18 protein-coding genes and 2 pseudogenes are annotated in these 15,646 nt (G+C 71.3%); 10 read left to right on the top strand and 10 right to left on the bottom strand.

The window, feature by feature from the left end:
- Nucleotides 1-396, bottom strand: coding sequence for a RidA family protein (locus AB0M18_RS25570; protein WP_365762038.1), 396 nt, complete (start codon nt 394-396; stop codon nt 1-3).
- A gap of 91 nt (nt 397-487) precedes the next feature.
- Here AB0M18_RS25570 and AB0M18_RS25575 point away from each other — a divergent pair, with 91 nt between their 5' ends.
- The gene (locus AB0M18_RS25575) at nt 488-1,483 is read left to right on the top strand and encodes a WYL domain-containing protein (protein WP_365761833.1); all 996 of its coding nucleotides are present in this window, start codon (nt 488-490) and stop codon (nt 1,481-1,483) included.
- On the top strand, nt 1,464-1,850 hold the full coding sequence (locus AB0M18_RS25580) for a VOC family protein (protein WP_365761835.1): 387 nt from the start codon (nt 1,464-1,466) through the stop codon (nt 1,848-1,850). Before AB0M18_RS25575 ends, AB0M18_RS25580 begins: the two co-directional genes overlap by 20 nt.
- Here the strand turns inward: AB0M18_RS25580 and AB0M18_RS25585 are convergent.
- Nucleotides 1,845-2,276: an ATP-binding protein gene (locus AB0M18_RS25585; protein ID WP_365761837.1), complete on the bottom strand. Its 432-nt coding sequence runs from the start codon at nt 2,274-2,276 to the stop codon at nt 1,845-1,847. The two genes, AB0M18_RS25580 and AB0M18_RS25585, sit on opposite strands and share 6 nt — an antisense overlap.
- A 137-nt stretch (nt 2,277-2,413) precedes the next feature.
- On the opposite strand from AB0M18_RS25585, the gene AB0M18_RS25590 reads away from it, so the two are divergent.
- From AB0M18_RS25590 to AB0M18_RS25600, 3 genes are read left to right on the top strand one after another with little or no spacing between them, the layout of a single operon-like run.
- Entirely contained in the window at nt 2,414-3,235 is an 822-nt protein-coding gene (locus AB0M18_RS25590) for a helix-turn-helix transcriptional regulator (protein ID WP_365761839.1), read from the top strand.
- Complete coding sequence (locus AB0M18_RS25595) at nt 3,232-3,477, top strand: DUF397 domain-containing protein (protein ID WP_365761841.1); 246 nt, start codon at nt 3,232-3,234, stop codon at nt 3,475-3,477. Before AB0M18_RS25590 ends, AB0M18_RS25595 begins: the two co-directional genes overlap by 4 nt.
- Nucleotides 3,477-4,247, top strand: a complete 771-nt coding sequence (locus tag AB0M18_RS25600) for an SDR family oxidoreductase (protein WP_365761843.1) — start codon at nt 3,477-3,479, stop codon at nt 4,245-4,247. Before AB0M18_RS25595 ends, AB0M18_RS25600 begins: the two co-directional genes overlap by 1 nt.
- A 26-nt stretch (nt 4,248-4,273) precedes the next feature.
- Here the strand turns inward: AB0M18_RS25600 and AB0M18_RS25605 are convergent, their stop codons facing one another.
- The 3 genes from AB0M18_RS25605 to katG all read right to left on the bottom strand — a co-directional run bounded on the left by AB0M18_RS25605 (nt 4,274) and on the right by katG (nt 7,668).
- Entirely contained in the window at nt 4,274-4,522 is a 249-nt protein-coding gene (locus tag AB0M18_RS25605; RefSeq protein WP_365761845.1) for a hypothetical protein, read from the bottom strand.
- A gap of 23 nt (nt 4,523-4,545) precedes the next feature.
- Nucleotides 4,546-5,319: a hyaluronoglucosaminidase gene (locus AB0M18_RS25610; RefSeq protein WP_365761847.1), complete on the bottom strand. Its 774-nt coding sequence runs from the start codon at nt 5,317-5,319 to the stop codon at nt 4,546-4,548.
- Nucleotides 5,320-5,442: 123 nt separating this feature from the next.
- A complete protein-coding gene (katG, locus tag AB0M18_RS25615) occupies nt 5,443-7,668 on the bottom strand; it encodes a catalase/peroxidase HPI (protein ID WP_365761849.1) in 2,226 nt (741 codons plus the stop codon).
- A 147-nt stretch (nt 7,669-7,815) separates the two neighbouring features.
- On the opposite strand from katG, the gene AB0M18_RS25620 reads away from it, so the two are divergent.
- Nucleotides 7,816-8,274 carry a Fur family transcriptional regulator gene (locus AB0M18_RS25620; RefSeq protein WP_365761851.1) on the top strand — a complete coding sequence of 153 codons (459 nt, stop codon included), beginning with the start codon at nt 7,816-7,818 and terminating at the stop codon, nt 8,272-8,274.
- Between the two features lie 63 nt (nt 8,275-8,337).
- Here the strand turns inward: AB0M18_RS25620 and msrB are convergent, their stop codons facing one another.
- The 4 genes from msrB to AB0M18_RS25640 form a co-directional block, all read right to left on the bottom strand.
- Nucleotides 8,338-8,745 carry a peptide-methionine (R)-S-oxide reductase MsrB gene (gene msrB / locus AB0M18_RS25625; RefSeq protein WP_365761853.1) on the bottom strand — a complete coding sequence of 136 codons (408 nt, stop codon included), beginning with the start codon at nt 8,743-8,745 and terminating at the stop codon, nt 8,338-8,340.
- 10 nt (nt 8,746-8,755) lie between these two features.
- Nucleotides 8,756-10,147 carry a UDP-N-acetylmuramate--L-alanine ligase gene (gene murC, locus AB0M18_RS25630; RefSeq protein WP_365761855.1) on the bottom strand — a complete coding sequence of 464 codons (1,392 nt, stop codon included), beginning with the start codon at nt 10,145-10,147 and terminating at the stop codon, nt 8,756-8,758.
- Between the two features lie 121 nt (nt 10,148-10,268).
- Complete coding sequence (locus AB0M18_RS25635; protein ID WP_365761857.1) at nt 10,269-10,739, bottom strand: indole-3-glycerol phosphate synthase; 471 nt, start codon at nt 10,737-10,739, stop codon at nt 10,269-10,271.
- A 106-nt stretch (nt 10,740-10,845) separates the two neighbouring features.
- Complete coding sequence (locus AB0M18_RS25640; RefSeq protein ID WP_365761859.1) at nt 10,846-11,661, bottom strand: pyrimidine reductase family protein; 816 nt, start codon at nt 11,659-11,661, stop codon at nt 10,846-10,848.
- A 51-nt stretch (nt 11,662-11,712) separates the two neighbouring features.
- On the opposite strand from AB0M18_RS25640, the gene zapE reads away from it, so the two are divergent.
- From zapE to AB0M18_RS25655, 3 genes are all read left to right on the top strand, one after another.
- On the top strand, nt 11,713-12,807 hold the full coding sequence (gene zapE, locus AB0M18_RS25645) for a cell division protein ZapE (protein WP_365761861.1): 1,095 nt from the start codon (nt 11,713-11,715) through the stop codon (nt 12,805-12,807).
- A 33-nt stretch (nt 12,808-12,840) separates the two neighbouring features.
- Nucleotides 12,841-13,266 (top strand): OsmC family protein, encoded by a 426-nt coding sequence (locus AB0M18_RS25650; RefSeq protein ID WP_365761863.1) that lies wholly within the window; start codon nt 12,841-12,843, stop codon nt 13,264-13,266.
- Between the two features lie 118 nt (nt 13,267-13,384).
- Entirely contained in the window at nt 13,385-14,755 is a 1,371-nt protein-coding gene (locus tag AB0M18_RS25655; protein WP_365761865.1) for an alkaline phosphatase PhoX, read from the top strand.
- Here AB0M18_RS25655 and AB0M18_RS25660 read toward each other — a convergent pair.
- A pseudogene (locus tag AB0M18_RS25660) lies at nt 14,756-15,235 on the bottom strand (SDR family NAD(P)-dependent oxidoreductase); the annotation flags it as partial.
- 6 nt (nt 15,236-15,241) lie between these two features.
- Between AB0M18_RS25660 and AB0M18_RS25665 the strand changes: the two are divergent.
- A pseudogene (locus AB0M18_RS25665) lies at nt 15,242-15,631 on the top strand (TetR family transcriptional regulator); the annotation flags it as partial.
- Between the last annotated feature and the right edge of the window lie 15 nt (nt 15,632-15,646).

Here is a 15,646-nt window from a genome sequence, read left to right on the forward strand (position 1 = left end):
TCACGCGACGGCGGTGCCCTCCAGTTCGACCAGGAGGCCCGGGACCGCCAGGCGCGTGACGCCGAGCATCGTGGAGGCCGGGGCCACACCCGCCGCGGCCAGGCGGCCCGCGAGGAGGCCGTAGTGCGGGAAGAGGGCGTCGACGTCGGTCGTGTAGACGTTGAGGCGGACGAGGTTGGCGAGGGTCATGCCGGCCTCGGCGAGGACGGACTCCAGGTTGGCGATGCTCAGGGCCAACTGCCCTGCCATGTCGCCCTCGTGGCGGGGCTTGCCGTCGGGGCCGGTCGCGGTCTGGCCCGAGATGTAGAGAGTGCGGGTGTGACCGGAGACGAGTTCGGCCTGGTTGAAGCCCAGGTCCACGGACCAGTTCACCGGGTTGATCGCCGTGCGTTCCACTGCCACTTCAGCTCCGTTCTTCGGATGTCGTGGGACGAGCCTCGCAAGGAATCACGACACCCTTCGTCATGTATTCCGTTACGGTTCCGGGATGCGCGCCGACCGGCTGGTCTCCCTGGTACTCCTGCTGCGGCAGCGCGGGCGGATGACCGCCGACGCGCTCGCCCGCGAGTTGGAGGTGTCCACCCGCACCGTTCTCCGCGACATCGAGGCGCTGTCCTCGGCCGGCGTCCCCGTGTACGCCGAGCGCGGCCGGCACGGTGGCTTCGGGCTCCTTCCCGGGTTCCGGACCGAGCTCACCGGGCTCAACCACGACGAGGCGCTTGCTCTGCTGACCGCCGGATCGGGGCGTGGGGAGCGGGCGTTCGGGCTCGGGGCGGCGCTCGCGTCGGCGATGCGGAAGGTGGTCGACGCGCTGCCGGACGGCCCTCGGGGCACCGCGAGCGACGCGGCGCAGCGCATCCTCATCGAGCCGGAGACCGACCTGCTCTCCCGCCGGGCGGCCGCGGACGACGAGGAGATACCCGGCCCCGCGATGGCCGAGGTCCGGCGCGCGGTGCTCGCGGGACACAAGCTGCGCATCCATTACGCGGCCACGGACCAGGCCCCGCGCTGGCGCACGGTGGACCCGATCGGGCTCGTCACCGTGCGCGACAAGGCCTATCTGCTGGCCACCCGCTCCGGCGAGGACCGCACGTACCGCCTGTCACGGGTGCGGGCCGCGGAGGAGCTGCCCGAGCCGGCCGAGCGCCCGGGCCAGGTCGACCTCGACCGGATCTGGCGGGAGCGCTCCGCCCGCTTCCTCGCCGACGGCGACCACCTCACCGTACGGATGCGAGTGGACCCGGCGCGGCGCGAGGAGCTGTTGAACACCGCGCTGGCCGTACGCATGGAGGAGCCCGGCATCGGCAACTGGCTGCGGCTCGAAGTGACCTTCCAGGACGCGCGGCACGCCGAGTGGGCCCTGTGGCAGCTCGGTACGGACGCGGAGGCACTGGCCCCGGAGTCGCTGCGCACCGCGCTGCGTGCCCGTGCCGCAGCCCTTGCCGCGCACTACGATGCCGAACATGGCATGCCGCATCAGTGAGTTGATCCTTGACTGTGCCGCCCCCGAGCGGCTCGCCGCGTTCTGGAGCGAGGTGCTCGGGTACGTGGAGATCGAGCGGGAGGAGGACGGCAGCATCGCCATCGGGCCGCCCGACGCCGGGTTCGGCGGCCCGCAGCCGACGCTGATCCTCAGCCCCAGCAACACCCCGAAGCCCGGGAAGCTGCCGCTGCACCTCGATGTGAACCCCACCGACCGCGACCAGGACGCCGAGCTGGAACGGCTGCTGGCGCTCGGCGCCCGGCACGCCGACGTCGGGCAGACGGGCAAGGAGTCCTGGTACGTGCTCGCGGACCCCGAGGGGAACGAGTTCTGCCTGCTGCGGGCTCGGCTCGAACCGGTGTCATAGATCGAGCTCGGCGCGGACCGTCTTGCCGACCGGCAGGCGGTCCAGGACGTCCCAGCGGGTCGCGAGCGCGTCGACGAGGAGCAGGCCGCGGCCCGTGTCCGAGAGCGGCAGCGGGGCGACGAGGCCGGGCCGGCGTTCGGTGCGGGTGTCGGAGACGTCGACGGCGAGGAGTCGTTCCGGCGTGTACGAGAGCGTCAGCTCGAAGTCCCGGCCGGGCACCCGCCCGTGGGTGACCGCGTTCGCGGCGAGCTCGGCGACGATCTGCGCGACGGTGTCGGAGAGCGACGTTCCGTAGGCGTGCCCCCAGCGGTCGAGCTGGTGGACGGCGAGCCGGCGGGCGAGGCGGGCGCCGCGCGGGGTCGAGCTGAAACGCTGGGTGAACACACGTACGGTAACCGGCGCTTCGCGGGTCTGAGGGGGAGTCATGAGGCCAATGTGGCCACTTCCGGCCCGGTATCCCAGGTCAGAAACTCGTACGCTCCGCAAGCGTACGACCTCGGAGGGTAGACAGTACTCATCACGGCCCGTGACGATGTGCGCACGAAGCACGAAGGAGGTGCGTGATGACAGACGGCGACGCGGAGCCGGAGACCTCGGACAGTCTGAAGGCGTTCGGAGAGGTGATCAAGGCATTCCGCAAGCGGGCGGGGCTCACTCAGGAACAGTACGCCCCGCAGATCGGGTACTCGGTGGAGACCGTCGCGTCGGTCGAACAGGGACGGCGGTTCCCGTCGCCGAAGTTCGTGGACCGGTCGGAAGAGTTCTTCGACGCCTTCGGGGCGATCAAGGGTCCGGCGAAGCACCTGTCACGGGAGCCAATGGCCAACTGGTTCCGCCGTTGGGCCGCGCTTGAGGCGAAGGCGCTGTGCCTCTACACGTACGAGAACCGATTCGTACCTGGACTGCTCCAGACCGAGGCGTACCAACGCGTCCTCTTCGAGGAGCAGTTGCCGCCGTTGGGCGACGCGGAGATCGAGGAGAACATCGTCACTCGCGTGAAGCGGCAGAAGCTGCTCACCGAGCGGGTCAACACGGCGTACAGCTTCATCATCGAGGAGCACGTGCTACGGAGGGAGACTGGCGGACCCGAAGTCCACCGCGCACAGATCGAGCACATCCTGCGGATGTCCGAGCGGCGCAACATCGAGATCCAGGTGATGGAGCAGCGGCGGGGTAACCACTCGGGGCTCGCCGGAGCCATGCGGTTACTCGAGACTCCTGAGAACCGCTGGTACGGGTACGTCGAGGCACAGCGAGCCGGTCTGCTCATCTCCGACGCAAAGGAAGTCGGCGTCCTCCAGATGCGGTATGCCAGGATGCGGTCACAGGCTCTTACGCTGGAAGACTCCCAGAGCCTGTTGCGGCAGATGCGAGGAGCGACATGAGCACGACTGACCCGGCCTGGTTCAAGAGCAGTTACAGCAGCAGCGGCGACGGCGACTGCGTGGAAGTCGCCCTCTCCTGGCACAAGTCGACCTACAGCAGCGGCGACGGCGACGACTGCGTCGAGGTCGCCACCTGCCCCACCACCGTCCACGTCCGCGACTCCAAGCGTCCGGACGACGCCCAACTGGCCCTCGCGCCCGCCGCCTGGAGCGCGTTCGTCGGCGGCTGCGAGCGCCTGTAGTGGCGTACCTGGACGGGCTGTTCTCCCTCTCCGGGCGCACCGCCCTTGTCACGGGCGGCAGTTCCGGCATCGGCAAGGCCATCGCCCGGGCGCTCGCCCGGGCCGGGGCCCAGGTCGTCATCATCGCCCGGCGCAAGCCGGAGCTGGAGGCGGCCGTCGAGGAGTTCACGGGTCTGGGCGCCACCGCCGCCTGGGTCAGGGGCGATCTGGTCACCCCCGACGGTGTACGGGCCGTCGCCGAGGAGGCCGCCGCCGTCTACGGCGAGCCGGACATCCTCGTCAACTCGGCCGGGATCAACCTGCGTCCGCCCATGTCCGAGCTCACCGAGGACGTGTGGGACCGGACGATGGCGGTGAACCTGGCGGCACCGTTCCTGCTCGGGCAACGCTTCGGGCCCGGGATGGCCGAGCGGGGCTTCGGCCGGATCATCCACGTGACCTCGCAGCAGGCCCACCGTGCGTTCGTGCAGTCCGGGGCCTACGGGGTGTCCAAGGGTGGTCTGGAGTCGCTTGCGCGCTCGCAGGCCGAGGCCTGGTCGTCGTCCGGCGTCACCGTGAACACCCTCGTGCCCGGGTTCGTGATGACCCCGCTGAACGAGCGCCTGTCCTCCGACCCGGCCCGGGTCGCCGACCTGGCGGCCCGCACGCTGATCGGACGCAACGGCCTCGCCGAGGACTTCGAGGGCGCCGCCGTCTTCCTGGCGAGCCGTGCCTCCGCGTACGTCACGGGGCAGGCGATCTTCGTGGACGGCGGGTTCTCCGTCCACTGACGGCGCCCGGAGGAGGGCCGGTGGCGTTACTGCCCCGGCTCTCCCGGCGTCGGCCCGCCCGCGAACCACTGCTCGCCGGCCGGGTCGGCCTCCTGCGCCAGAGCCGCCTCACCGGGCAACTCCTGCGCCTGGGGCGGAACGGTCGGCGCCGCGAGCCGCGCCTTCAGGTCGGCGTTCTCGGCCTCCAGGTTCGCTATGCGCTTGCGCGCGAAGTAGAGCTCGACGACCGCGTCCTGGAACTCGGCGACCAGCTGGTCCGGGGTGAGCTGCACCATCGGTGGGTTTCCTCTCCTGTGTCCTATGCGGGGGCGATACGAGTGGGGATTCCGGCGGGGCCGCGCCACCACAGCTCGCCGTTCTGGGCGTAGAGGGTGCCGCCGCCGTGGGAGGAGACGGTGCCGGTGGGCGGGGTGGTGACGTTGCCGATCTCGACGGTGCCGTCGACGAGCAGGCCCGGCTTCTCCGTACGCTGGACGATGTGGACCTGGGCGCGCGGGGTGGCGCCGCGGTCGATGCCGATGCCGATGAGGCCGGTGCCCTTGACGGTGAAGTCCTCCAGGCCCGCGTTGTTGCGCAGGACGATCAGGGCGCCGGTGGTGGGGCCGTTGGTCGCGGTGACGTAGATGCCCTGCGAGGCGGTGCCCTGCGTCTGGAGGTCGATGGACAGCGCGGAGGCGCCGCCGTCGGAGCCGTCGGCGTAGCCGACGTGCGCGATCTTCAGCGTGCCGCGGCTGTTGCGCTCCTTGCCGCTGAGGTACATGGCCGAGCTGTCGGCGTTGTAGGAGCTGACGTTGAGCGCGGAGCCGCCGCCGGAGGTGGCGGCCAGGAAGACGGTGGCCGCGTTGTCGACGGTGTTCGTCGACTTCACGTACAGGCCCTCGCCGTCCGTCGTGGCGTAGAAGCGGGGCGCGGTGACCTGGCCCTGGGCGACGACCGGGCCGGGGAAGGTCGTGGTCTCCCCCGCCGTCTCCGACGTCTCCGCGGCCCCGGCCTCCCCCGCCGTCGCTCCGACGGCCACGGTCACGGCTCCGGCCGTGAATCCGCCCATGAACAGTCTGCGTGTGACAGTCATGCCCCCTCCTTCGATCGATTCGGGTGATCGATTCGGGCGCCATTCTGTCAGGACACGCGAGGGGCCCCGGGCGGAGGAACCGCCCGGGGCCCGGTCACCGGCACGTCACGTGCCGAGCGCCGATCAGCGCAGGTCGAACCGGTCCAGGTCCATGACCTTCGCCCAGGCCGCGACGAAGTCCGTCACGAACTTGTCCTTGGCATCGTCCGAGGCGTACACCTCGGCGACGGCGCGGAGTTCGGCGTTCGCGCCGAAGACCAGGTCGGCACGGGTGCCGGTCCACTTGACCTTGCCCGAGGCGTCGCGGCCCTCGAACGTGGACTGGTCGTCGGTGGTGGACTTCCAGGCGATGTCCAGGTCGAGCAGGTTGACGAAGAAGTCGTTCGTCAGCTTGCCGGGGGTCTCGGTGAGGACGCCGAGGGAGGTCTGCGGCTGGGTGACGCCCAGCGCGCGCAGACCGCCGACCAGGACGGTCATCTCCGGGGCGGAGAGGGTGAGCAGGTTCGCCTTGTCGACGAGCAGGTACTCGGCGGGGAGGCGCTGGCCCTTGCCCACGTAGTTGCGGAAGCCGTCCGCCTTCGGCTCCAGGTTGGCGAAGGAGTGGACGTCCGTCTGCTCCTGCGTGGCGTCGACGCGGCCCGGGGAGAACGGCACCTCCACGGTCACGCCGGCGTCCTTGGCGGCCTTCTCGACGCCCGCGGTGCCCGCGAGGACGACGAGGTCGGCGAGCGAGACCTGCTTTCCGCCCTTGGCGTTGAAGGACTCCTGGACGCTCTCCAGGACGCGCAGCACCTGGGCGAGCTCGTCCGGGTTGTTGACCTCCCACTGGTTCTGCGGCTCCAGACGGATACGGCCACCGTTGGCGCCACCGCGCTTGTCACTGCCGCGGAAGGAGGAGGCCGCGGCCCAGGCCGCGGAGACGAGCTGGGTCACGGACAGGTCCGAGCCGAGGATCTGCTCCTTGAGGGCGGCGATGTCCGCGGCGCCGAGGGTCTCGCCGGTGGCCTGCGGCAGCGGGTCCTGCCACAGCAGCTCCTCGCTCGGGACCTCCGGGCCGAGGTAGCGGACGACCGGGCCCATGTCGCGGTGCGTGAGCTTGTACCAGGCGCGGGCGAAGGCGTCCGCGAACTGCTCGGGGTGCTCGTAGAAGCGGCGCGAGATCGGCTCGTAGATCGGGTCGAAGCGCAGCGAGAGGTCGGTGGTGAGCATCGTCGGGCGGTGCTTCTTCGACGGGTCGAAGGCGTCCGGGATGGTCTCCGGGGCGTTCTTCGCCACCCACTGCTTGGCGCCGGCCGGGCTCTCGGTGAGCTCGTACTCGTAACCGAACAGGTTCCAGAAGAAGTTGTTCGACCAGCGGGTGGGCGTGCTGGTCCAGGTGACCTCAAGGCCCGAGGTGATCGCGTCCTTGCCGACACCCGTGCCGTACGAGCTCTTCCAGCCGAGGCCCATCTGCTCCATCGGCGCGGCCTCCGGGTCGGCGCCGACGTGGTCGGCCGGGCCGGCGCCGTGGGTCTTGCCGAAGGTGTGGCCGCCGGCGATGAGGGCGACGGTCTCCTCGTCGTTCATCGCCATCCGGGCGAAGGTCTCGCGGATGTCGCGGGCCGCGGCGATCGGGTCCGGATTGCCGTTGGGGCCCTCGGGGTTGACGTAGATGAGGCCCATCTGGACGGCGGCGAGCGGGTTCTCCAGGTCGCGGTCGCCGGTGTAGCGGGCGTCGCCCAGCCACTCGGTCTCGGGGCCCCAGTAGACGTCCTCGTCCGGCTCCCAGGCGTCGACGCGGCCGCCGCCGAAGCCGAAGGTCTCGAAGCCCATGGTCTCCAGGGCCACGTTTCCGGTGAGGATCATCAGGTCGGCCCAGGAGATGGACTTGCCGTACTTCTTCTTCACCGGCCACAGCAGACGGCGGGCCTTGTCCAGGCTCGCGTTGTCGGGCCAGCTGCTCAGCGGGGCGAAGCGCTGCTGGCCGGCGCCGGCGCCGCCGCGGCCGTCGCTGACGCGGTAGGTGCCGGCGGCGTGCCAGGCCATGCGGATCATCAGCGGGCCGTAGTTGCCGAAGTCGGCCGGCCACCAGTCCTGCGAGGTGGTGAGGACCTCGGCGATGTCCCGCTTCACGGCCGGCAGGTCGAGGGCCTCGAAGGCCTTCGCGTAGTCGAACTCCTCACCGAGGGGGTTCGCCACGGCCGGGTTCTTCGCGAGGATCTTCAGGTTCAGCCGGTCCGGCCACCACTGCCGGTTTCCGCCGCCCTGGGTGGGGTGCGGGGCGCGGCCGTGCGCGACCGGGCAGCCGCCCTTGGCTTCGGCCGCCGCCTCGTCCTCGGTGACAAGGGGATCGTGATTCTGCTCAGACATCGGTCTTTCCTTCCGAACCATTCCGGCTTACACCCTCTTGGCTACTACTGGAGTCGATCCTATGCTGGACGCTGTCCAAGTCAATACGACGGCCGGACTCATACGAATGACACGCGCCGCACCACTCGCGCAGCAAGGCTGGTGACCATGAGCAACCTGCTGGAACGGCTTCGCCGACGCGGCTGGCGGATGACCGCCCAGCGGCGCGTGGTCGCAGAGGTCCTCGACGGCGAGCACATCCACCTCACCGCGGACGAGGTGCTCGCCCGCGCCACCGCGAGACTGCCCGAGATCTCCCGCGCGACGGTGTACAACACGCTGGGCGAGCTCGTCTCGCTCGGCGAGGTGATCGAGGTGTCCGGCGTCGGCCGCGCCAAGCGTTACGACCCGAACGCGCACCGGGACCACCAGCACCTGGTCTGCGCGGGCTGCGGCACGGTCCGCGACGTGCACCCGGAGGGCGACCTCCTGGAGGGGCTGCCGGCGGCCGAGCGCTTCGGCTTCACGGTGACGGGGGTGGAGATCACGTACCGCGGGCTCTGTCCGGTGTGCGGGGCGGCGGAGGCGGAGACGGAGGCGGAGGAATCGGTGGCCGAAAACAGCTGAGCCGACCGGCGCGGGTCGCGCCGATCGGCTCAGGTGCTGGTGGAGCATCTCGCTCAGCCTCGCTCAGCTCTCGTCCGGCTCCAGGCGGAGCGAGATCGAGTTGATGCAGTACCGCTGGTCGGTCGGGGTCGGATACCCCTCCCCCTCGAAGACATGTCCGAGGTGGGAACCGCAGCGCGCGCAGCGGACCTCGGTGCGGATCATGCCGTGCGAGGTGTCGGCGACCAGCTCGACCGCCTCGGTGTCCTTCGGGTCGTAGAAGGACGGCCAGCCGCAGTGCGACTCGAACTTCTCGTTCGAGGTGAAGAGCTCCGCACCGCAGGCACGGCAGGAGTAGACGCCCTTCGTCTTCGTGTCGGTGTACTCGCCGCGGAAGGCGGGCTCCGTGCCGGCCAGCCGGAGCACCTGGTACTCCGACGGGGTCAGCTGGGCCTGCCACTCCTCGTCCGGCTTCTCGACCTCGTACGCCATCGTCCGCTCCCTACTCCGAAAGCCGGTCCAGGATCTTCGGGCCCAGGTCGGTCACATCACCCGCGCCCATGGTCAGAACCAGGTCGCCGGGCTTCGCCATTCCCGCCACGACCTCCGGGACGGCTTCCTTCTCGTGCACGGGCGTGACGTCGGCGCCGGCCGCGCGGGCCGCGGCGACGATCAGCTCGCTGGTGATGCCCGGGATCGGGTCCTCGCGGGCCGGGTAGATGTCGAGGACGACCGAGGCGTCCGCGAGCGCGAGGGCGTCGCCCATCTCCTTGCCCAGCTCCTGGGTGCGGGAGAACAGGTGGGGCTGGAAGACCACGAGGAGGCGGGAGGCTCCGGCGGCGCCGCGCATGGCCTCCAGGTCGGCGGTCATCTCGGTGGGGTGGTGCGCGTACGAGTCGATGACCTGCACGCCCGCGGCCTCGCCCTTGAGCTGGAGGCGGCGGCCCACGCCGGTATAGGCGGTGAGGGCCTGGGCGAGCGCGGCCGGGTCGATGCCGGCGCGGGAGCCGGCGGCGAGGGCGGCGGCCGCGTTGTGGGCGTAGTGGCGGCCGGGCACGGAGACGGTGAAGACGTGCTCGGCGCCGTCGAGGGCGACCGTGACCTCGCTCTTCATCCCGTTCGGGACGATCTTCAGGATGCGGGCGTCGGCGCCCTCGTCCTCACCGACGGTGAGGACGCTCAGGCCCTCGCGCCCGGCGACCCGGCGGGCCAGCTCGCGGGCGCCCGCGTGCTCGCCGACGACCAGGGTGCCGCCGGGGCGGATCTTGGCGGCGAAGGCCTCGAAGGACTCGTAGATCTCGTCCATGGAGGCGTAGTTGGCGTGGTGGTCCAGCTCCACGTTGAGGACGATCGCCACGCTCGGGTCGTACTTCTGGAAGCTGCGGTCGCTTTCGTCGGCCTCGGCGACGAAGACGTCCCCCTCGCCGTGCCGGGCGTTGGTGCCGGGGCCCGCCAGGTCGCCGCCGATCGCGTACGACGGGTCGAGGCCGAGCTCGGTGAGCGCGACGGCCAGCATCGAGGTGGTGGTCGTCTTGCCGTGCGTACCGGCGACGGCGATCGCGCTCAGGCCGTCCATGAGGGAGGCCAGCGCGTCGGAGCGGTGCACGACCGGGATGCCGAGCTCGGCGGCGCGCTTGAGCTCCGGGTTGTCGGCGCGGATGGCGCTGGAGACGACGACGGCGGAGGCGTCGTCGGCCAGGTGCTCGGCGGCGTGGCCGATGTGCACGGTGACGCCCAGGGCGCGCAGGGACTCGGCGGTCGCGGACTCCTTGGCGTCGCTGCCCGCGACCTTGGCGCCGCGCTGGGCGAGGATCTTCGCGATGCCCGACATGCCGGCACCGCCGATGCCGATGAAGTGCGGCCGTTCCATGGCGGCAGGGATGGCGGGTGCCATGCGGTTCTCTCCCCGAGTGCGTCTCGTGCGTGTGCGTGCGTGTCTTCGCTTGAAAGGCCAAGCCTAGTGGCTCGGGGCGGGCGGGCCGGGCGCCGAGCCCGGCCCGCCCTGCGAGTGACGATCAGTCGCTGTGCGCGAACAGCTTCAGGACCGGCACCCCCACCTTGTGGCGGGCCCGGGAGGCCCAGTCGCGGTGGAAGAACTCCTCCACGTAGTGCGGGGCGGTCAGCACGATCACCTCGTCCGCCTCGGACTCGTCGACCACCGATTTCATCTTGTTCAGGGGGTGATCCTCGATCACCTGTCCGACGGCCTCGCAGCCCGCGGCTCTGAGCGCCTTGAGCGAGGCCTCCAGGGCCTGCTCGGCGAGCGGCCGGGCCTCCTTGCCCTCGGGCTCGTCGCCCTCGCGGGCCGCCTCTTTCAGTTCGCCCATCGCCACGTCGTCGATGGCGCGCAGCAGTAGATCGGCCTGGTCACCACGCGGCTGCATCAGAACGATGAACGAGACGACCTCGTCACCGTGGAGCGTGGTGACGAAGTCCACGTCGGTGGACGTGAGGGGCTTCTCGATCATCAGAACGCTTGTGAACACCTCAGGAGCCCTTCTGCGGAAACCATCCTTCCCCGTGGCCCCACGGGGATTGCGAGAGTGATTCTGCCCAGCGGACGCTAAGCGGAACGACAAATTCCGCCGATTGTCAGATCCGACGGTAGCGGGTGAAGAGGAAGCCGTCCTGCTCCAGCACCGACGCCACGGCGAAGCGTTTCGGAACCGCGACGGACGGGCCCCCGGCGATCCGCTGCGCGGTGCCCGCCGTCATGGTCGGGGAGAGCGTCAGACACAGCTCGTCGAGCACCCCCGCGGCCACGAACTGCCCGAGCAGGCGCGGTCCGCCCTCGGTCAGCTGGCGCCGGAGGCCGCGCTCCGCGAGGGCCGTCACCGCGCGCTCCGGATCGACGCCGCGGTCGTCACCGGCGATGACCACCTCGGCGCCCGCGCGCTCGGCCTCGGCCCGGCGTTCGGCGGAGGAGGCGGCACCGGTGAGGACGAGGGTGGGGACGAGCGGCCCGGTGAAAAGCGGAAGCGAGAAATCCAGGTCGAGCGAGGCGGTCACGACGGCGATCACCGGGGCCGGGCCCTGGCCCGCCGCCGCCCGGCGGGCCGCGAAGGCGTCCCGCGCCCTGGCCGGGCGGTAGCCCTCGCTCCGTACCGTCTCCGCGCCGACGACCACGACGTCCGCCAGACCCCGCAGGGTGCCGAAGATCCGCATGTCGGCCTCGGAGGACAGCGGCTGCGAGCGCCCGTCGTGCTGGCCGGCGCCGTCGAGCGAGGAGACCATGTTGGCCCGCAGCCAGCGCCCGGACGCCGCCTCCGGCGGATACGCGTAGGCGTCGGCGAGCTCGTCGAGCGACCACTCGTGATCGGTGCGGTCGGCGCCGGGGGCCCCCTCCGGGCCCGCCGGGGCCTTCGCGTCGTGGGCTGTCATGTCCGTCACAGGAAGCAGGCGTCGCATCCCGGCAGTCTGACACGGCGCTTACAGTGGATAACTGTGTCGACCCGTGCCATGACAGAAGCCGCTTCCCTCGATTCCTCCGATTCCTCCGAGGCGGCCCCGCTCTCGCTCTGCTCCCGGGAGCCCCGCGTCCCCGCCGACCGGCTGGTGGCGGAGATGGTGCCGCCGCCGCGGTTCGACTCGGTGCGCTTCGACACGTACATCCCGGACCCGAACCAGTCCAGCCAGATCGAGGCGGTCAAGGTCCTGAGCGGCTTCGCCGAGGGCCTGGGCGGCGCGCACGCCACCGGCGCCGGCAAGCGCCGCTGGTTCTCCAGGGCTCCGAAGGCCACGGCCCCGGCCGGCCCGCGCGGTGTCTACCTGGACGGCGGCTACGGCGTCGGCAAGACCCACCTGCTCGCCTCCCTCTGGCACGCCACCCCGGCCGAGCCCTCGCTCAAGGCCTTCGGCACCTTCGTGGAGCTGACGAACCTGGTGGGCGCGCTGGGCTTCCAGCAGACCGTGCAGACCCTCAGCGGGCACCGGCTGCTCTGCATCGACGAGTTCGAGCTGGACGACCCGGGCGACACCGTCCTCGTCTCCTCGCTGCTCAGCCGCCTCGTGGAGCACGGCGTGGCGCTCGCCGCCACCTCCAACACCCTGCCCGGCAAGCTCGGCGAGGGCCGCTTCGCCGCCGCCGACTTCCTGCGCGAGATCCAGGGCCTGTCGGCGCACTTCCGCCCGCTGCGGATCGACGGCGAGGACTACCGCCACCGCGGCCTGCCGGAGGCCCCCGCGCCGTACGACGACGAGACCGTGACCAGGACCGCGTACGCCACCCCCGGCGCCTCGCTCGACGACTTCCCGCACCTGCTCGAACACCTGGCCAGGGTTCACCCGAGCCGGTACGGGGCGCTGACCGACGACCTGACGGCGGTCTGCCTCACCGACGTGCGGGCGGTACCCGACCAGTCGACCGCGCTGCGGCTCGTGGTCCTCGCCGACCGGCTCTACGACCGCGAGATACCCGTGCTCGCCTCCGGACTCCCCTTCGACAAGCTGTTCAGCGACGAGATGCTGAACGGCGGGTACAAGAAGAAGTACTTCCGGGCGATCTCCCGGCTCACCGCCCTCGCGCGGGACGCGAAGGGACTCGTCGCGCAGTAGCTTGGGGGCCATACCCGATCGAAAGGGATACACATGGCCACCGTGCGTCACGCCCACACCGTCTGGCAGGGCGACCTCCTCAAGGGTTCCGGTGTCGTCACTCTCGACTCCTCGAAGCTCGGCTCGTACGACGTCACCTGGGCGTCCCGCGCCGAGCAGCCGGAGGGCCGGACCAGCCCCGAGGAACTGATCGCCGCCGCGCACTCCTCCTGCTTCTCGATGGCCTTCTCCAACGGCCTGGCGAAGGACGGGCACGCGCCGACCCGCCTGGAGACCAAGGCGGACGTGACCTTCCAGCCGGGCGAGGGCATCACCGGCATCCACCTCACCGTGCGCGGCGAGGTGCCGGGCCTGGACGCGGACCGGTTCCAGGAGCTGGCGGAGGACGCGAAGAAGAACTGCCCGGTGAGCCAGGCGCTGACGGGCACGACGATCACGCTGACGGCCGAACTGGCGTAAGTCCTCCGCGTTCTCACGAGGCGACGTGCGACCCGCGTGGTTCACGTGTCACCACCGTGCGTGGTACACACATGCGGGTCGCACGTCATTTCCTGTACCGCCAGACAGGAGTTGCCTCATGTCCGCAACACGACGTCAGATCCTCGGCGCCACCGCCGGTATCGCCTTCACGGGCGCGCTGTCGGAGCTCTTCGCCGGCACGGCCGTCGCCGCGCCGCCCCTCCGCTCCAGCGGGTACGGCCCGCTGGTCCCCGACCCGGCCGGGCTGCTCGACCTGCCGGCCGGCTTCACGTACAAGGTCCTCTCCCGGGAGGGCGATCCGCTCCGCTCCGGCGAGGGACCGGTGCCGGGCAACCACGACGGGATGGGCGCCTTCGCGGGGCGCCGCGGCCGGGTGCATCTGGTCCGCAACCACGAGAACCGGGTCACCGGGAGAATCGGCGTGCCGGTCGTCGACGGCCTGACGTACGACCCGGCCGCCAAGGGCGGCTGTACGGCCCTCACTCTCGACGGCCGGAACGAGGTGCTCGGCGAGCGGGTCGCCATCGCCGGTACCGCCGTCAACTGCGCGGGCGGGCCCACCCCTTGGCGTACCTGGCTGACCTGCGAGGAGACCGAGGACCGGGCCGGCACCAACGGCTACACCAAGGACCACGGCTTCGTCTTCGAGGTCGACGGAGCGGACCCGCGCCGCACGGGCGCGGTGCCCCTGACGGCGATGGGCCGCTTCCAGCACGAGGCCGTCGCCGTCGACCCGTACAGCGGCATCGTCTACGAGACGGAGGACGCCTTCGAGCGCCCCTTCGGCCTCTTCTACCGCTTCCTGCCCCACAAGCCGCTCGGCGGCACGGGCTCCCTGCGCGCGGGCGGCACGCTGGAGGCGATGCGGGTGCCGGGGGTGCCCGACCTGTCGGTGGTGCGGGAGCCGGGCACCCGGTTCGAGCGCGTCGAGTGGGTGCCCGTACCGGATCCGCTGGCGGCCGGGACGCCGATCCGGCTCCAGGACTTCGGCCCGAAGGGGATCACGCACGCACAGAAGCTGGAGGGCTGCTACTGGGGCGGGGACCGCCTCTCCGGGGGCTCCGTGTATTTCGTGTCGTCGTTCGCGCGGACCAGGGACGGCTCGGCGGCCGGCCACTTCGGGCAGGTGTGGAAGTACGAGCCGGGCCGGCGCCGGCTCACCCTCGTCGTCGTCTTCGGCCCGGACACGGATGTGCAGCTGCCCGGCGAGTCGCCCGACAACATCTGTCTGTCGCCGACCGGCGGCCTGATGGTGTGCGAGGACGGCAACGGCGCGCAGCACGTGTTCGGCGTGAGCCGGAGAGGCGAGGTGTACGCGGTGGCGCGCGGTGTGCAGACCATCGGCGCCCCGGACGCCCCGGAGTGGGGCGAGTTCGCGGGGGTGACGTTCTCGCCGGACGGCTCGACGATGTACGTGAACTGCTACACGCCGGGGACGACGTTCGCGGTGACGGGCCCCTGGTGCTGATCAGCCCGGTCCGAAGTGCACGTCGGTGAGTTGCTCGGACAGCTCCCACAGGCGGCGGCCGGTCTCCGGATCGGTCGCCGCCCGCGCGTAGGCGACCGGGGTGTCGCGCTGGAGGTGGGTGGCGGTGTAGCCGGGGTGGGCGAGGACGCTGCGGACGGGGCTGCCGGCGGCGGTGAGACGCCGGTGCAGTTCGTGGCCGAAAACAGTGCTTGCGAGCTTGGACTGGTTGTAATGGCGCATCGGCGCATAGCGCCGGTCGCCGTGGATGTCGGCGAAGTCGAGGGTGCCCTTGCGGTGCTGGAGGCTGCTGACGGTGACGACCCGGGGGTCGCGGCCGGTGGCGGCGAGGTGGTCGAGCAGCAGCCGGGTGAGGGCGAAGTGGCCGAGGTGGTTGGCGGCGAACTGGAGTTCGTGGCCCTGGGCGCTGAGGGTGCGGGGCGGGGCCATGACGCCCGCGTTGTTGACGAGGACGTCGAGGCGGGGGCGCTCGCGGCCCGCCCGGCGGAGGAGTCCGTGTCCGAGGCGCTGCGCCACGCCCTCGCCGTACCGCTCCTCGCCTGCACCGACCGGCACCCCGACCACGCGGCCCGCGCCCTGCGGGTGGTCCAGCTGATCCTGCGCACCCCCGCGCTGCTCGCCCGCTTCCTGGAGCGCCAGGCAGAATGGCGCGAGGCGCTCGCGGCGGAGCTGGCCCGCCGCCGGGGCCTCGGCCCGGCCGCCGACCTCTACCCCCGGCTCGCGGCCGGCACCGCGCTGGTCGCCTTCCACACGGCGCTGCAACGCTGGGGCGACAGCGACGCGGCGGAGGACCCGCTGGAAGTGCTCGACCGGGCCTTCGCGGTGGTGCGACCGGCGCTCGACACGCAGGATCGGTAGATCGGTATCGGGAAA

Origin of the sequence: Streptomyces sp. NPDC051909 (assembly GCF_040681095.1) — a bacterium.
Classification (GTDB): domain Bacteria; phylum Actinomycetota; class Actinomycetes; order Streptomycetales; family Streptomycetaceae; genus Streptomyces.

Excerpts from the sequence above, each read along its gene's own strand:
- zapE (WP_365761861.1), top strand. The coding sequence starts at position 11,713 with ATGACAGAAGCCGCTTCCCTCGATTCCTCCGATTCCTCCGAGGCGGCC.
- AB0M18_RS25640 (WP_365761859.1), bottom strand. The coding sequence starts at position 11,661 with ATGCGACGCCTGCTTCCTGTGACGGACATGACAGCCCACGACGCGAAG.
- AB0M18_RS25605 (WP_365761845.1), bottom strand. The coding sequence starts at position 4,522 with ATGGTGCAGCTCACCCCGGACCAGCTGGTCGCCGAGTTCCAGGACGCG.
- AB0M18_RS25650 (WP_365761863.1), top strand. The coding sequence starts at position 12,841 with ATGGCCACCGTGCGTCACGCCCACACCGTCTGGCAGGGCGACCTCCTC.
- AB0M18_RS25620 (WP_365761851.1), top strand. The coding sequence starts at position 7,816 with ATGAGCAACCTGCTGGAACGGCTTCGCCGACGCGGCTGGCGGATGACC.
- AB0M18_RS25655 (WP_365761865.1), top strand. The coding sequence starts at position 13,385 with ATGTCCGCAACACGACGTCAGATCCTCGGCGCCACCGCCGGTATCGCC.
- murC (WP_365761855.1), bottom strand. The coding sequence starts at position 10,147 with ATGGCACCCGCCATCCCTGCCGCCATGGAACGGCCGCACTTCATCGGC.
- msrB (WP_365761853.1), bottom strand. The coding sequence starts at position 8,745 with ATGGCGTACGAGGTCGAGAAGCCGGACGAGGAGTGGCAGGCCCAGCTG.
- AB0M18_RS25595 (WP_365761841.1), top strand. The coding sequence starts at position 3,232 with ATGAGCACGACTGACCCGGCCTGGTTCAAGAGCAGTTACAGCAGCAGC.
- AB0M18_RS25610 (WP_365761847.1), bottom strand. The coding sequence starts at position 5,319 with ATGACTGTCACACGCAGACTGTTCATGGGCGGATTCACGGCCGGAGCC.
- AB0M18_RS25575 (WP_365761833.1), top strand. The coding sequence starts at position 488 with ATGCGCGCCGACCGGCTGGTCTCCCTGGTACTCCTGCTGCGGCAGCGC.
- katG (WP_365761849.1), bottom strand. The coding sequence starts at position 7,668 with ATGTCTGAGCAGAATCACGATCCCCTTGTCACCGAGGACGAGGCGGCG.
- AB0M18_RS25580 (WP_365761835.1), top strand. The coding sequence starts at position 1,464 with ATGGCATGCCGCATCAGTGAGTTGATCCTTGACTGTGCCGCCCCCGAG.
- AB0M18_RS25585 (WP_365761837.1), bottom strand. The coding sequence starts at position 2,276 with ATGACTCCCCCTCAGACCCGCGAAGCGCCGGTTACCGTACGTGTGTTC.
- AB0M18_RS25590 (WP_365761839.1), top strand. The coding sequence starts at position 2,414 with ATGACAGACGGCGACGCGGAGCCGGAGACCTCGGACAGTCTGAAGGCG.